The organism is Salinibacter sp. (genome assembly GCF_042218895.1).
In the GTDB taxonomy this organism is placed as follows: domain Bacteria; phylum Bacteroidota; class Rhodothermia; order Rhodothermales; family Salinibacteraceae; genus Salinibacter.
Genome location: NZ_JBDGQQ010000172.1, coordinates 1 through 15,467, shown reverse-complemented (window position 1 = coordinate 15,467; position 15,467 = coordinate 1). Strand labels below are relative to the sequence as shown.

At 62.9% G+C, this 15,467-nt stretch carries 12 protein-coding genes; 6 read left to right on the top strand and 6 right to left on the bottom strand.

Features of this window, described 5'->3' with window-relative positions; all coding sequences use genetic code 11:
- Positions 1-901: 901 nt before the first annotated feature.
- The 5 genes from ABEL04_RS14205 to ABEL04_RS14185 form a co-directional block, all read right to left on the bottom strand.
- Positions 902-1,822 (bottom strand): nucleotidyl transferase AbiEii/AbiGii toxin family protein, encoded by a 921-nt coding sequence (locus tag ABEL04_RS14205; RefSeq protein WP_375803055.1) that lies wholly within the window; start codon positions 1,820-1,822, stop codon positions 902-904.
- A 146-nt stretch (positions 1,823-1,968) separates the two neighbouring features.
- Positions 1,969-2,628 carry a type IV toxin-antitoxin system AbiEi family antitoxin domain-containing protein gene (locus ABEL04_RS14200; RefSeq protein ID WP_375803054.1) on the bottom strand — a complete coding sequence of 220 codons (660 nt, stop codon included), beginning with the start codon at positions 2,626-2,628 and terminating at the stop codon, positions 1,969-1,971.
- A gap of 248 nt (positions 2,629-2,876) precedes the next feature.
- A complete protein-coding gene (locus ABEL04_RS14195) occupies positions 2,877-4,238 on the bottom strand; it encodes a tyrosine-type recombinase/integrase (RefSeq protein ID WP_375803053.1) in 1,362 nt (453 codons plus the stop codon).
- Positions 4,239-4,723: 485 nt separating this feature from the next.
- The gene (locus ABEL04_RS14190) at positions 4,724-5,281 is read right to left on the bottom strand and encodes an IS630 family transposase (RefSeq protein WP_375803074.1); all 558 of its coding nucleotides are present in this window, start codon (positions 5,279-5,281) and stop codon (positions 4,724-4,726) included.
- Between the two features lie 23 nt (positions 5,282-5,304).
- Entirely contained in the window at positions 5,305-5,775 is a 471-nt protein-coding gene (locus tag ABEL04_RS14185; protein WP_375803052.1) for a transposase, read from the bottom strand.
- A gap of 458 nt (positions 5,776-6,233) precedes the next feature.
- On the opposite strand from ABEL04_RS14185, the gene ABEL04_RS14180 reads away from it, so the two are divergent.
- The 6 genes from ABEL04_RS14180 (at position 6,234) to ABEL04_RS14155 (ending at position 11,981) form a co-directional block, all read left to right on the top strand.
- Positions 6,234-6,737 carry a hypothetical protein gene (locus tag ABEL04_RS14180; protein WP_375803051.1) on the top strand — a complete coding sequence of 168 codons (504 nt, stop codon included), beginning with the start codon at positions 6,234-6,236 and terminating at the stop codon, positions 6,735-6,737.
- Positions 6,738-6,832: 95 nt separating this feature from the next.
- Positions 6,833-7,597, top strand: coding sequence for a response regulator transcription factor (locus ABEL04_RS14175; protein ID WP_375803050.1), 765 nt, complete (start codon positions 6,833-6,835; stop codon positions 7,595-7,597).
- Positions 7,594-9,114 (top strand): ATP-binding protein, encoded by a 1,521-nt coding sequence (locus tag ABEL04_RS14170; RefSeq protein ID WP_375803049.1) that lies wholly within the window; start codon positions 7,594-7,596, stop codon positions 9,112-9,114. Before ABEL04_RS14175 ends, ABEL04_RS14170 begins: the two co-directional genes overlap by 4 nt.
- A 157-nt stretch (positions 9,115-9,271) precedes the next feature.
- Entirely contained in the window at positions 9,272-9,682 is a 411-nt protein-coding gene (locus tag ABEL04_RS14165) for a MerR family transcriptional regulator (RefSeq protein ID WP_375803048.1), read from the top strand.
- Positions 9,683-9,742: 60 nt separating this feature from the next.
- A complete protein-coding gene (locus tag ABEL04_RS14160) occupies positions 9,743-9,958 on the top strand; it encodes a heavy-metal-associated domain-containing protein (protein ID WP_375803047.1) in 216 nt (71 codons plus the stop codon).
- 49 nt (positions 9,959-10,007) lie between these two features.
- On the top strand, positions 10,008-11,981 hold the full coding sequence (locus tag ABEL04_RS14155; protein WP_375803046.1) for a heavy metal translocating P-type ATPase: 1,974 nt from the start codon (positions 10,008-10,010) through the stop codon (positions 11,979-11,981).
- A gap of 692 nt (positions 11,982-12,673) precedes the next feature.
- Here ABEL04_RS14155 and ABEL04_RS14150 read toward each other — a convergent pair.
- Positions 12,674-14,689, bottom strand: a complete 2,016-nt coding sequence (locus ABEL04_RS14150; RefSeq protein ID WP_375803045.1) for an alpha/beta fold hydrolase — start codon at positions 14,687-14,689, stop codon at positions 12,674-12,676.
- Between the last annotated feature and the right edge of the window lie 778 nt (positions 14,690-15,467).

The following is a 15,467-nucleotide window of genomic DNA, read 5'->3' as shown; positions in this document are numbered from 1 at the left end:
TTGACCTCTGCCCCCGCGCTGGACTCCGTCTGACAGAGTTGTAAGCCAATCATATGCCCCGTTCGTGCAACCTCTCCTCTCATCCGACGATTACACCGGGCCCGCTCCTCGCAACTGCGTCTCAGCAAACACACGGGTCCGCCATGAGCGTCATGAGAGTCACTACAGGTCGCATTTTGAGCCTTCTGGCCGGCGGATTGTGCCTCCTCTCCCTCTCGGGCTTCGCGCTGGTCCCCAAGAGCACGCCGACCGACGAGCGTGCCTTTTTGCCCCCTAAGCAGGTGACCCAGCCAGTGGGGAGCGAACCCGTTACGACGGGCTCTTTTTCGCTTCCGAGAACTCAGGGGAAACTCCCACTTGGTGCGTTGTGACCGACGTCCGGGAATGCTGCAAAATCCAGCCTTTCTGCAGCAACCTTTCGGCCACGTTCCCACCCGGCCAGAGCGGTGCTGAGGAGGGGGCGATTTGTATCAGAAGTTGATTCAGAATCGAGTGTCTCAATTGCTGTTCAGCCCGTCGGGTTTTGAAGCAACAAACTCCGCTTCGTCGGCGTCGGGAAAAGAGGCCTCGGCAAATTGGTGTGTCCAACATGTACGGCTGTCCAATCTAACTGGACACGATTGGACAAAGCACTGACCTCTGCATACGTGGCCGGAGCCCCCCGGATGTGGTCGAGGGCGACTTCGACGCCGTTATCTCTCCAGCAGGCAATCCTATCGTAGAGACCAACTCGTGGAGAACGGTCTCGTAGAGAATGGCTCTGGCGGGGAAGGAAAAGCTCCGAGCAGCCCGTTGGAGAAAAGTCCTGGTTGAGAAAAAGTCCTGGTTGGGGGCTCTGAGGTTCAGCTCCAATACAAAACCCCGCTCCTAATGGCAGGCCATCCGCCTCGTCAGTATTTCTTTACGACTGGGAGGTCCACGGTCCACCCTCCGGCCAGGTCGCGAAGAAGCGGGTGCCACGAGCTGTGGCCTGAGCTGGCGGCATCAGGAACGTCCCCAACCCCGAGAGGACTTCCGGAAGCGGTGGCAGGTCAGGCAGCCGCGCCTTTTCGGTAAACGAGGACCACTGCTTCCTTTTCCGGCCTGCCTCCAGAAAGGTCTTCGTAAAAGCGACCGGCCGCTCGGAGGGAACCGGCGTGCTTCGTCTTTCGAAGGTGTTCGCGATGGCCGTTTGGAGCGAAGGGCCTTCAAATCCACGTCGTTCGCTTAGAGACCAGATGTCGTAGAAATCCTTCATCCGCGTGTTTGCGGTCCCCAGGTCAACGATGGCCTCAAATTTCTCGGCGATCACCTGCCCCAAGGGATAGCCCAGGAGAATTGGCCGGTCGTAGTCCAAGAGTCCCGGATATTCGATCTGTTTGGGACCGGGCTCTACGACATCCCCTGTTCCTACATCGATCTGCATCCCCGCGCGGGCCGTGCCGAGGTAGCCGCGGAATGTGACCTGCAAGCCCGGATACTGCCTGCCGGGGCGGATTTCCTGGATGTCCACCGTTTCCGGGTCGTACTCCATGCCATCGTTGGGGACATCCGCGGCGATCGCGTCTCGAACGGCCTCCTCGACGCTTTCTTTTCTCGTCTCCAGGTCCAGAACGTCGATGTCTCTCGTTGGCCGGGAGGGCCCTGCCCCCTCGGCGCGAAGCAGGAGCGCGCCTTTCAGGACAAACCGCTCGGCGTGCTCGGTCTGAGCAAGGCGGTAGAGGAACCGCTCGATCCCGTAGTAGAGCAGAAGCTCATTGAAGGGGCGATCCGACTGGCGCGCCCGGCCGAGAAGTCGGTCGTGAACAGATTGAGGTACATTTGACAGGTCACGGTCGCTCATTGGAGGCTACTGCTATGTGAGGCGGGGGGGGGCGCTTGTCGACCGGTGGCTACGAGATGATGTCAGCGCGATAGCGTGCTCTCCGCGATAGTGTGCTCTCCGCGATAGTGTGCTCTCCGCGATAGCGTTCTTTTCGCCATAGTGCCTCATTGCACAGAGAACGCTTCCACATACGGGCGGAGGACCGACTCCACCCGGCAGATGCGGGCGTAGTGCATCAGGTCTTCGGTTTGGCCAGGGGCCTTTTCGAGGTAGGTCCGGAGCCCTTCGAGGGCCGTATCCAGCCCGGTCCTGTTCCGGAACTTGAAGCAGTCAGCAACCGTCTTCGCGGGACCGAATATCTTTACGTCGACCCCATCGATCTCATGGTGCTCTACGCCCTCGGTAAGGGCCCCGCCCGACATGCGAAAGACCCGAATCGGCGGATGGTCCAGGGTTGGAGGGCGCCGGTTCCCGGGAAGGGCGACATCTACGGCGTGGGGGACCTCGGTCGTCAGGTCGTGGAAGTCCAGCGCCGAGATCAGGCAGATGCGGGCAGGGTTGCTTCGGGCGGCCACGACGGTTAGGTCCGGGTAGGACAGAGGGGGGAGATCGGCTACGCGGTACAGCCCGCGGCTGAGCCTGTCGAGCTGGCCGCTGTCGCGGAGGTGGTACAGCGTGCGGGGATGGATCCCCAGCTCCCTTGCCTCTGAGGTGCGCAGCAGTCCCCCATGCTCGCGAAAAACCGAAAGGGCCTCCTGGGCCTTCTCCTTGGAGACGTGCACCGAGCCTGGATAGTAATAAATGTACTTACGTGCAAAAATCAACACTTCTATCCAATCGCTGTTCCTTCATCTGTTTTCGGGAGGCTTCAGCAAAGTGTCTGCCGGAAGACTCGGGCATCCTGGCACCGGGGCCAGTGCCCGCCGCTTAGCACGGAAAGATCCTCTTCGAATCAAGGAGGGGAGAGGCCCAGGCTCGCTCAGACCGAAAAGAACGCCGCCGCCCCGCAGGGAAAGGCGTCTTTTCGCTTCTGAGCGCCGCCTCCAAGGAAGGCGCACAGGTCGCTGTAGGATCACTCCTCCTGATACAATCCGAGGAACGCCGAGCTGGACTCCTCCAGCTGCTGGGCGGGCCGGTCGTACTTCCGGAGCGTCTTCGGGTCCGCGTGCCTCGTTTGCATCATGAGTACGTTGTCCGGCGCCCCGCGGGAGGAGGCGTCGGTGACGTGGCCCGCCCTGAGGGAGTGGGCCGAGTAGCGCCGCTTCTTCGCGGAGGAAAACCCCTCCGGCTCCAGGCCCGCCTCCCGGCAGGCCCGCTGAACCAGCCGGTTGAGCGTCCGGTAGCTGATCGCCTCCGGCAGCACGGTTCCGTCCCGACGCACGCCTCTGAAAATCGGTCCCTCCTCAATAGAAGCAGTCCGCCGCCAGCGCGAGAGGGCCCGCACCGGGCAGTAGGTCGGGCTCGCCTCGTTTTTGAGGGCGGTGACCGTTTGCCCCCGAGCTTCTTGGTCGGCCTTCGAGCGGGGGATGTGGACAATGAGCCCCTCCATAGAGCTATTCACCTCGCGGGTCACGTGCTTTTTCTCAACTTGGGTCAGCTCCCTTGGCCTCAAGGCCGTCGCAAACCCCAGAAGAAGCAGGGCCCGATCGCGCAGGCCCCGCAGCCACTTCGCGCGCTTGGCGGTTTCCGACCTAGGCGGCGCCGCGCCGCTTCCAGGCAGGACCGCTAAGGCTTGCTTGAGATCACTCGACACGAGCGGAGCCGCTTCCGTCTTCGGAAGAGCCTCCTGGCGCCCGGTGTCGTTTCGGATGCCCTGCATGACCTTCGAGACCTGAGGGTGGGTGGTCGGGGAGGCGAGGCCCTCAGACTCGTGGAAATGTTTAATGGCCGCGAGGCGCTGCCCCAAGGTCGAGGCGGCCAGGCCCTCGCCGGAGCGCTCCTTCGGGGCGCCGCGGGCGGTCGGGCGCGCGCGGGCACGATTATTCAAATAGGCGGCGACCGTAACGGGCCGGGCCGGAAGCGGGTCTTTGCCGACCTCCTCGCAGTACGTTTTGAAGTCGGCCCAGGCCCGACGGTAGGCCTTCCGGGTCCGCTCGGACAAGGCTTTCTGGGAGAAGTCCTCTGCACCCGCGATGTCTTCGGCGAACGCTTCTTCAGCAAACGCTCCGTCGGCGAACGCTTCCTCAGCGACAGCTTCTTCGACAGGGTCATCCGCAGGAGAGTCCTCGGCAGGAGAGTCATCTACAGGAGCGTCCCTGCGCGCCTCCGACTGCCGTTCGGGGGCGGCCAGCCGGCCAGATCTGGCGGGGAGCGTTTCGGGAGTTTCCTCAGCGGGAGTTTCCTCAGCGGGAGCTTCCTCAACGGAAGCGTCCTCAGTGGAAGTGTCCTCAGCGGACGCGTCTCCCTTGGAAGCATCCTCTTCGGCGTCGGCCATCGGTCGTGGAAAGAGGTGCTTGGAATCTGGATCGCTGAAAATGGGCAGTCCTGTCGGCGCTGATTTGGGGCGGGCCCACGGGCCGCACCTGTCACATAAGTGCGCTTATGTGACAGGTAAACACCTCGGAAGGAAAAGGGCAAATTTCCGGTGGGCAGTTCGCATAGCTCCAAACGTACACCTCGGTTTTGTACGAGGCTTTCCGAGAATCACTGCCGGAGCAAAAAGAAGGCGAGGTGCGCCCGAAAAGTTGGACTGGTGGGTCGACTAAGAGAATGAGCTGGAGTGACAAAAACGCCCGTCAGCTTACGCTCAAGGTGCACGCCTCAGTCGATCAGATCCGCCAGTCGTGAATCGGGGTCCGCCGCCTGATCTACCAGTTGGCTTAGGAAGGCTGTTTCCTTCGACGGAGCATAGCACTGCTACGCACTCTTCTTCCAGATGGGAAACGGTCCTTTCAGTCGCAAGCATGTAATACCAGTTACCTAGGATGACAGTACATGTGTGGCCTTCAGCAGGTAGCTGTATCCGGTCAGGGACTTGATCGCTTCATTGGTGTAACTGTGAAGAACCATCCGGGTCTTTTGTCGCAGGCTCGATAAGTGCTCGTAGAAGTCAAAGGCCAGCCGGTCTTTTATGTCCTGCCAGAGCCGCTCGACTGGATTGAGCTCGGGGCTATATGGAGGAAGAAACGTCAACTCGACGTTTTTCGGAATCGAGAGCTTCTTCGCTTTGTGAAACTGGCCGTTGTCCAGGATGAGGACGTTGTGGCTGCGGGGAAACGTCTCCGCAAACCGGTCGAGGAAGACTTGGAAGCAATCGCTGTTTAGCCGTTCGTGCTCGGTGAAAAACCGCTGTCCGGTTTCCGGTTCGACCGCTCCGTAGAGGTAGAAGTATTCGTAGCCTGGTTTCGACTCCTGGATCGGCTTCACGCCGGGTAAGGTAATTCGATGCCTCGTGATGGGCATCAGCCCAATCCGACACTCGTCCTGGCAAAACAGCCGCACAGGCCGACTGGCTCCCTCCAAAACGCCCGAAAGCAGGTCGGGAAGGCCCTCCTGGAAGTCTATTTGTTCCTGCTCGTTTTTTTTGGATGGCTGGGCCGCGGGGCCTTTGGTTTAGCGTTAAGCTCGTAGCGCACAATGCCATGAACCGTCGAGTAGGGAAGCTCTACGCCCTGCTCCTCAGCGAGCCAGCGCTGGATTTCCTTGTAGCTGCCGAAGCCCTCCGGGTCGGAGAGCCGCTTTTTCAGGGTCTCCATCACCTCGGGGGGAATCGACTCCTGGCCTGGCTCCGGTCCCGGATCTTCGACCTCCTGAATCTTCTCGATGCCTCCCTCTTCGTAGAGGTCGACCCAGTCGGACACCGTGTGGCGGTGGACGTCCAGTTGGCGAGCCGCTCCGCTTCGGCTTTTGGCCTCCCCGGTTTTCAGCAGAAGAAGCATCTGGAATCGGCGCTGGATTTGGGCGTCTTTTTCCTTGCGAACGAGCTTCTCAAGCTGCTCGGTCGACTCGGTAATTTCGGGGAGGTTGTACATGAGGGGCGGCATTTCTTGGCCGGTACGATTCGACGGCCAGCAACTGCTCAATCTGTATAGTGATCCTCAGCATTTGGTATAAGTCCTAATCCTGTCATCTCACGACTCTGGACCCGTGGTTTTTTACCGAGGTCTCGGCCGATGAGGTCGATCGCTTGAAAGAGGACCCGGCCGAGATTCTGCGTATACCCCACTCCATAGCAGAACCTCTCCTGATGAGTCTCGACACATGGCGGTTCGGGAGGGGGCGCTGCCTTCGCTCAATAGACTCTCGGAAAGAAGAGCCGGGGCGTGTTCTAACCACTCTCTAACCAGCTTTACCCTCTGCCATAGGACCCCGGATTGGGCTCCCGCCGTCAAAAGAAGTGAGGCGGCCGAGATTACGTTCGTCTCGCCGTTCCTACACCGGCAAGACGACCCCCATCTCCGATTTTCTTCACAATCTGCCCCACTGAGCCATGACCGCCGCTCAACTCCACCTCGCTCTCAATCACATCCCTGTTCTCGGCACGCTCCTCGGCGCCGTATTTCTCGCCTATGGGCTGTGGCGCGGGCAGGAGACCGTGCAGAACGTCAGCCTCGGCCTGCTCGTCTTCGTCGGAGCGGTGGCCGTGGCGGTTTACCTGACCGGAGAACCGGCCGAGGAAATCATCGAGGGGGCGGCCGGCGTGTCCCACGACGCCATCGAGGCGCACGAGACGTGGGCCTGGTACGCGCTGATTGCGAGCGTCGCGACGGGCCTCGGGGCGCTCGGTGCCCTGGTGCTTGAAAGCGTGCGGCAGCAACTCGCGCGCTGGACCGTGCAGGCCGTCCTCGTGCTCGCCCTCCTCACGAGCGGCGTGGTGGTGTACACCGCAAATCTAGGGGGAAAGATCAACCATCCCGAGCTTCGCGCCAGCACCACCGCCGTCGACTCCCCTGCCACTCCCGAAACCGAGTCCGGCGACTCCGAAAGCGAGTAGTCCCTCGTTTCCGTCCTGCGGACGAGACGAGCTCGGACATCGTTTCGGGAACGTGCGTACAAGAAGACCGCGAGACGACCAGAACTGCCCGTGCCATGCCCGACCCCCAGGACCGGCACCTTCTTCTCGTCGAGGATGAGCCCGACGTAGCCTCCTTCGTCCAGCAGGGGTTGGAGGAGGAGGGCTACGAGGTGAGCTGGGTGGAGACCGGCCGGCGCGGATTGGAGTACGCCCGACAGGGGGGAATCGACCTCGTGCTGCTCGACATCCGGCTGCCCGACCTCTCCGGACTGAAGGTCTGTGAGCGGCTGCGGCTGCACCGGCCGGCCCTTCCGGTCCTGATGCTGACCGCGCTCGATGCCGTCGAGGATCGCGTTCGGGGCCTCCGCGCCGGAGCGGACGACTACCTGCCGAAGCCGTTCGCGTTCGACGAGCTCGTTGCCCGCATCGAGGCCCTGCTGCGGCGCGTGGAAAGCCCCGACCGGCCGGGTCGCCTCGAGGACGGGCCTCTCCGGCTCGATCCAGTCGCCCGTACCTGCACCTACGACGGAGAGGAGGTCGACCTAACCCCAACCGAGTTCGACCTGCTTGCGTTTTTCATGGCGCGGAAAGGACAGGCGCTGGGTCGGGACACCATTCACCGGGAGGTCTGGGGCCACGACTTTGATCGCGGGACGAATTTGATCGACGTGTACGTAAACTACGTCCGCCGCAAGCTCGAAGAAGTCGGTTGCGAGAATCCCCTCGAGACCGTACGGGGCATCGGCTATCGGTATGTGTCGTGCGGAGCGGAAGGGACCTCCTCGCGGGCTGATGAGCCGACGGCGTCGACCGACAGATCGCCCCCGAGCTCTCGATGAAAACGCCCGCTCACGATAACAGCCAGGCGGGGCAAGGGGACGAGCAGGTGCGCCCGTCATTTCGCCGCCGCCTGCTGACGACTGTCGGGCCGGCCCTCGCAGGGGCCTTCGCGGCGCTGGCCCTGATCGCGTGGGGGGCGGCCTACGTAACCGTCCATTCGAGCGCCCTCAATGCTCTCAAGTTCGAAGTGAAGGAAGTGCAGGCCAATGTCCGGGTCCGCAATGGCCAGCTCAACGTGGAGGAGTACGCCTGGAACGAAGTGCACCACCGCCTCGCCACAGGTCGGATCGACCCGGTCTTTGTTCAGGTGTTCGACTCAAACGGGGAGCTCGTACGAGCGTCGGCCAACGTCGACTCCCTGTCGGGGGCCTATCCGGACCGTCCATTTGAGCCCCACACGTCGGGGTTTTGGGTGCCCACCCTCCACACCTTCGAGGTCGATGGGCGCAGGCTCTACTACCGAACTCGCCCCCTCCGCGGATCGAAGGGGAAGACGGTAGGGTTCGTGCAGGTGAGCCGGGTCGTTCCGGCCCGCCACGCGATGCTGTGGACGTTTGGGGCAGGCCTGGTGGGACTCTGGGCCGTCCTGACGGCGGGACTTCTCGCGCTGGTCGGCTGGTCGGCCGGGCGGGTGCTGCGCCCGCTTCGGCGCATCACGAAGGGGGCACGGTCCATCACGTCCGAAGACCTCGACACGCGCGTCGAGATCCCCTCTGGGGCCGACCGCGAGACCGCCACGCTGGGGCACGCGCTTAATGCCCTGCTCGATCGCATCAAGGAGCACGTCGATGCGCTGCGCACGTTTACCGCCAACGCGGCCCACGAACTGCAAACGCCACTGACGGTGCTGCACGGCCACGTCGAGGTTGCCCTGCGCCGCGATCGGGACGCGGAGAGCTACCGAGAGACGCTTCGCCTCCTCGACGCGAAGCTGGGTGAGCTGACACGCGCCCTGCGCGCCCTGCTGACGTTGACCCGGCTCGACCGATCGGACGCGGTCGAGCGGACGCCCGTCGATCTCGCCGCGATTGCGGAGGAGGAGGTCGCTTCGTTCCAGCCACGGGCCGAGGAGAAGGGGCTGTCGCTCACCGCCGAGACCGACGATGCGGCCTGGGTCGAAGGGCAGCCCGATCTCCTGCGCGAAGCGGTCCGCAACCTCGTCGACAACGCCCTCAAGTACACGCCAGAGGGTGAGGTGACGGTTGCCGTCGAACGGGAGGGGTCCGGCCCGGTGCGTCTCACCTGTACCGACACCGGGGTGGGGATGGAGCCCGGCGAGGTCGAGCGCGTCACGGATCGCTTCTACCGGGGCGCAGGCGCCGGAAACGTGGAGGCGGAGGGAAGCGGGCTCGGGCTTTCGCTCGCCTGCCGCATCGTCGAGGAGCACGACGGCCAACTCCAGATCGACTCGACGCCGGGAGAGGGCACGCGTGTTACCGTGACCCTCCCGACCGCCCCGGAGCCCAGTTCAGCCGACGTCTCCGACGAGAAGCGGTCCGGAGTCCCGGCGAAGTGACCCTCCACGTCTCAGTCGGTGGCGCCTCGATTCCCGATCCGACATCTCCTCGGATGTGAAGATTCGTGGTATCCACGCGCCTGCCCGAAACCCTAGACCCTACTCTAGGCCGTAGAGCCCCGCACATTCCCGACGAACAATCCCGACCAAAGAGCCCATGCCGATGCTATCGACAGGCGAAATCGCCGAGCGAGCGGGGGTTAATATCCACACCGTTCGCTACTACGAGGAGCGAGACCTCCTTCCGCCGGTCCCGCGCAGCGCGGCGGGCCACCGCCAGTTCAGTGGTGAGCACCTGGCCCACATCCGGTTCGTCAAGCGGGCCCAGGAGCTCGGCTTTACGCTCGAGGAGATCCGCGAGTTGCTCTCGCTCCGGGCCGATCCGGAGGCCGGAGAGGAGGTCCGGGAGAAGACGGAGGAAAAGATCGAGGAGGTGAGAGGCAAGATCCGCGATCTGCAGCGGATCGAGGAGAAGCTCACCGAACTCGCCGAGGCGTGCCAAAAACACGGCGGCGCCGAGGACTGCCTCGTCCTTCACGCCCTTGAAGGGGGGAGGGAGGACGACTGAAACGGGACTGATTTCAGCATTCAGCACGCAAGGATCTCTCACCCAACAGCCACACCGCCCATGCAAACGACGCTCCGAAGCCAAGAGCTCTCCTGCCCGTCGTGCGTGAGCAAGATCGAAAAGATGCTCACTGGCACAGAGGGGGTCCGAGACGCCACCGTCCACTTCAACACCGGGCGCATTGAGGTCGAATACGACGCCGATGCGGTCACTGAGGACGACCTCACCCGGGTCGTCCAGCAGGCCGGGTACGACGCGGAGGTGTCGGCCTTCTAACGCGCTAAATCTCCTTCTCCCTCTATTTCATCGATTCCGATCCGATTTTATGCGTTCTCTCGTCCGACGGCTCTTCGGCCGTTTTCCGCCCACGGACTGGCTCTCCAATCCCCGGCGCCGCCAGGAGGCGATCACGGCAAGTAGCGGCCTGCTCATCGGCCTGGCGCTCCTCGCCGATTACGGGGCCGGCCTAATGGCGCTTCGATCGGTGCTCATGGTGGGCGCCGCAATTATTGCGGGAGCCGACATCGCCTGGCGGGCGGGACGGAGTCTGTGGAACGGGGACGTCAGCATCGAGCTGCTCGTCACGGTGGCGGCCCTGGGGGCCGTTCTCATCGGCGAGTACTGGGAGGCCGCTGCGGTGACCTTCCTCTTTACGCTGGGGGCGTACCTGGAGGCGCGGACGATGCGCCGGACCCGGAGCGCCCTGGGTGACCTCATCGACCAGGCGCCCTCCACCGCGATTGTCGTTCGGGACGGGCAGCAGCAAGAGGTGCCCGCCCGGGCGGTCGAGACCGGGGAGACGGTCGTCGTCAAGCCCGGGGCCAACCTTCCGGTCGACGGGACGGTGATTCAGGGCGCCTCGGCCGTCGACGAGAGTGCTATCACCGGCGAGTCGATGCCGGCCGAGAAGAAGGAGGGCGACGAGGTGTACGCCGGCACCGTAAATCGGGGCAACCTGCTGAAAGTGCGCGCCACCAGTACAGGACGGGACACCACGCTCGCGGGCATCATCCGGCGGGTGGAGGAGGCCCAGGAGGCGCAAGCCCCTACCCAGCGGGTCATCGACCGGTTTGCGCAGTGGTACAGCCCCGCGATCATTGCGGTTAGTGGCGGGGTGGGGTTCTTGACGGGAAACGTGCACCTGGCCCTCACGCTGCTGGTGGTCGGGTGTCCGGGCGCGCTCGTCATTGCGACCCCGGTTTCGGTGGTGGCGGGCATTGGCCGGGCGGCCCGCGACGGCATTCTCATTAAGGGAGGCGCCCACCTCGAACAGGCCGGCACGATCTCGGCGCTCGCGCTGGACAAGACGGGCACGCTCACCGAAGGGCGGCCCCGCGTGACGGACGTCGTGGCGCTTCGTCCGGCGCCGGTGACGGCGGGAACGGTAGAGAGGGGAATCCCTGAGAGGAACGAGGGAACCGGTGGCGGGTGGTCCGCGGCCCAGGCCAAGGTGCTGCGCTGGGCCGCCCGGGCGGAGGCCGGCTCCGAGCATCCCCTGGCCCAGGCCATTCAGGAGGCCGTGCCGGGCGCCTCGACCTGGGAGGCCCCGAAGCAGTTTTCCAATGAGACGGGACGGGGCGTCCGGGCCGTGATCGAGGGAGAGCAGGTGGCCGTCGGGCGGGCCGCGTGGATGGAAGAACGGGGAATCGAGCTCGGCGAGGCGGCCCGGGGGCGCCTGACGTCAATTCAGGACGCGGGCCAAACGGCCGTGGTGGTGGCGGTCGGCGAAGAGGTGCAGGGCGTTCTGGGCATCGCCGATCCCCTTCGCGACACGGCCGCCACCGCCGTGGGCCGGCTCCGGGATACGGGGCTCAATCGGATCGTCATGCTCACCGGCGACCACGCGCGCACGGCCACGGCCATTGCCGACCAGGTGGGAATCGAGGAGGTGCGGGCCGAGCAGATGCCCGAGGAGAAGCTCGCCGCCGTCGAACGGCTCCAGCAGGAGGGGGAGGTGGTCGCGATGGTGGGCGACGGGGTCAACGACGCCCCCGCCCTGGCCACCGCCGATGTGGGCATTGCGATGGGTGCGGCTGGCACCGACGTGGCCGTCGAGACGGCCGACGTCGCGCTCATGGCCGACGATCTGCTGAAAATCCCGGACGCAATCGACCTCTCCCGGCGAACCCTTCTCAACATCCGCCAAAACGTAACGATTGCGCTCCTGACGGTCGCCGGACTGCTCGGCGGGGTGTTCTACGGAGCCGTCGGCATGGCGGGCGGCATGCTCATCCACGAGGCCTCCGTGCTGGTGGTGACCCTGAACGGCATGCGGCTCATGAGAAAGCCTTCCGGGTAGCAGTCCCAAGACGGCCTCGCACGGGAGGTGTTGTGGAAACAGCATCGGCACCTGCCACCTGGTTTCATCCCGTCCCGCTTGAGTCACACTACACGGCAAAAATGAGTAGGGTCGACCTGTGGCGGTAAAGGTCGCGAGACCAAACGCGATCAGTGCCGCAAATCAACCGCATGCTCCCCTCCCTGAACTAACTCATGCGCGTTCTGTCTGATCGGCTTGGCTGGGATCGGGCTCGGTTGAAGCTGATGGCCCGCCTGATGCGAGCGCTCTCGATTCAAACGACGACGAACCTTGCCGAGCTGGTCCACGCGGGGAAGCTCCAGGTCGAGACCGATTCGACATGCCGGGATCTCCGACGTTTTTTGCCGGGTTTGATTTCGGTTGCGTGGCCCTTGGGCAGTTTCTGCTTGAGTTGGTGTCGGCCGGGCCTCCCTACGTAGTCCTCATGGTCCGAACCGAGTGGCACTTCGGCCAAACAGCAGTGAACGTTCTAATGACTGGAGCTACCTACAATGGGATGGCCTTTCCAGTTGGCTGGACGACTTTTGGCCACGGAGGGGAATCTGGAGCAGACGAACACGTGGGTATGCTGGAGCAGTTTCTTCGGGTTGTGAAGGCGGATCAGGTCCAGGCGCTGGTTGCGGGCCGGGGGTTTACATCGCAATCGAGGAGCTGGAGGTGAAGCCTGCCCCCTACAACAAGACTCTAATAAACCGGCGGAGAAGCCGGTTGTATTCGGCAGGCCGTTCCGCCGTGGCGACGTGTCCGGAACGGTCAATGGAATGGAATTCCCCGTGTGGAAGGCGGCGTGCGGTCCCTCGGGCCACCTCCATGGGCACGATCCGGTCGGCGGGCCCGTGGATCACCAGCACCGGCACCTCTACACGATCGATGTCAGAACGTCCGTCATACCCCCAGAAGGCCTCAGTGACCGTCTTCCAGGCCGACCGGCGGCGGGGCATTGGATTCGACTGAAGGAAGTCCTCAATGAGATCTTGGGACGTTTCCTCGTGACAGGCTGCCCAGCGGGCGAGCGCTCGCATCAACGTGGCTTCCGGAAAGACGCGGTACAGTCGCAACGCCATAAAAAGTCGAAGCAGAGGCTTCTCCCATCCGGGCGTCAGGTCGTGATCCCCGCCCGCGTGCAACACCACGCCCCGGCACGGGTGCTTCTTCGCGTATTCGATCGCGATGGCGGTTCCGTAGCTGTGTCCGTGCACGACGGGGCGGTCAACCCCAAGGCGATCCGTCAGATTCTTCAGGTCGGCCACGTGGCCCTCAATCGTCTGCTCGGGCCGAGTTGAGGAACCTCCGTTTCCGGCAAGCGCATAGGTCAAAAGGCCTTGCTCTCCCCGAAACGCATAAAGCTGCGGGAAGGGATTCCAAAGCGACCCAAGTCCCCCATGAACGAAGACAATCTCCGGCGGGTCGTATGGGAATCGGGTCACGTCGTCCCATGTCAGTGGAGCGTTTGAGTCTTTTAGTCCCTTCTGAGGCCCGAGCACGAGCTTTGCCCGAAGCGTCTTGTAGGAGTAGCGGCCGCGCCGGCCTAGGCGCTTAGCAATGGCGTTCATGCTTTCGTTGAACGCATTCGTGTAGGGGTGTCGGAAGTAGTTAAGGATCTTGTCCCACCAGTTATCAAGCGGGGTGGTTATCTTCTCAAAGTGCGGCCGCAGCGGGTCGGGAATGTCTCGTCGCCACCTCATGAGGCGGGCCCTGGCTTCGTCCCGTGAAATCTCCATATCGAAGATTGCCTGGAACCGCCTGGCAGCCTTCCAGGCCGCTTCCATCTTGTCGACCGGGTGGGCTCCCTCGGTGAGGTCGAGCAAGTCCTGTTGCTCTCCTGGCTCGACGTCCTCCCCTCCCAGTTTTCCTCTGCGCTTTCGCCAACGGTCTTGCAGCTTGTCACCGATGAGGCTGCTACTGGCAGAACCGACCGCCAAGTTGGCCCGACGGACGATGTGGAAACGGTCGATAATGATCACTGTGGGCAGTTTCGAGTCCTCGACGTCTCTGTTCAGCTCTCGGTCCATGTCGAGGACGACGCGCATCGGGTTATCCGACAAGTAAAACCGAGACGTCCAGTCCAAAAAGCCCTTTAGCGTCCGCTCAGACGATTCTGAGATTAGGTCTACGACTCTCGCACTCTGACCGAGCTTGAACCTATGGGGCTCAGATAGGGACGTCACCACGATGCATTTTCCGCTTCCAGGACCTAGATGAACCTCGTCAATACCGAGAGGGCCGGAGAAACCGGGGTACTCGTCTTTGCAGATAGTTTTCCGTTTCCTGCGGAGACACTTGCGTACCGTCGACTCGTCAACGCCGGTAGCCCGCGCAATCTCTTTGTGGGTTTCTCTCCCCAGAGCGCGGGTTTGCAGGTGCTCGAAAAGCGCTTTAGTGAGGGTGCTCCCTTTTCGGAGGTCAGGGTGCTTCGGCTGAAATGAGCGGCCGCACTCCTGGCACTCATACAGGCAATACTCCAGCTTAATCAAGAGTGGCTGGTTGCCCACAGGCCGGTCCCGAAGGGTCCGCTCGGCCCACTCCCTCACGTAGAGCTTCGGGTCTTCAGCCTCGCACTTTGGGCACCTCTGAATCTCACTCCGATCCTTTTGCCATTCTGCTATCACCCTGCGGCACTCAGGCAGTTCAGAGAGCCGCTTCACGTCGATACCGGAGAGGCTCGTGATGTTGCGGGTCTGGGGCATCGGCCGGGCGGTTGCGCAAAACTGACGGCTCTATTGTATCGGCTCTCGAAAGGGTGGATTCCCGATACACGTACGATGTGCCCTCCGTCCCCCGTCTTCGACCACGGAACAGCGGCAGTTCGGCAGTGTCGAGGGAGAGATCTGGACGAGTGAGGACGTTGAGGAGCCCCTCGATGACTTCGAGGCGTACATGTCGTCGATTCTTCTCCCTCAAGGTTTGCTCCCGATGAGACTTCTGCGGGATACACACAGCTTCCTCTGGTTCGCGGGTGGAGATGAACGCTTGAGTCGCGATCGCCAACATGGAAAACGATGCGTCTTTGAACACGGCGAGCCTGTGAGAGATGGTGATCACGATCAACAGTGGAACGGCGCGCCTCCCGATGCCGCTGGGCACGCTGGTCACAGAGCAAGTGCGCGAACACGAGTTTGAGATTTTTGCTCTAAGATCTTGCATTACCTGACCCCGATCCTGCCTGTCCCCCCACCCTCGGCACCACCGACGGTTCCGCTTCTACTTTGCTGAGAACTGAGGGGTGCCGCGTCGCCGGGCTGGACGAATCTGGCGGCAGGTCCCTTCTCTCTGCGTGTCAGAAGTGGCTCCCACTTCACATTCCACCGCCCATTCTTTTAACTGTGGAGCGGTGCGGGCTTTCACACCAGGGGAGGGCATGCCCACCAGTCCCGTCTGTCTTCTCACCCCTCTAGCGTCAACGATGCGGTGCCTGCGGCGGGACTGGCGCTCTTCGTGTCTCTCAGAAGCAATTTCGTTGCCCAT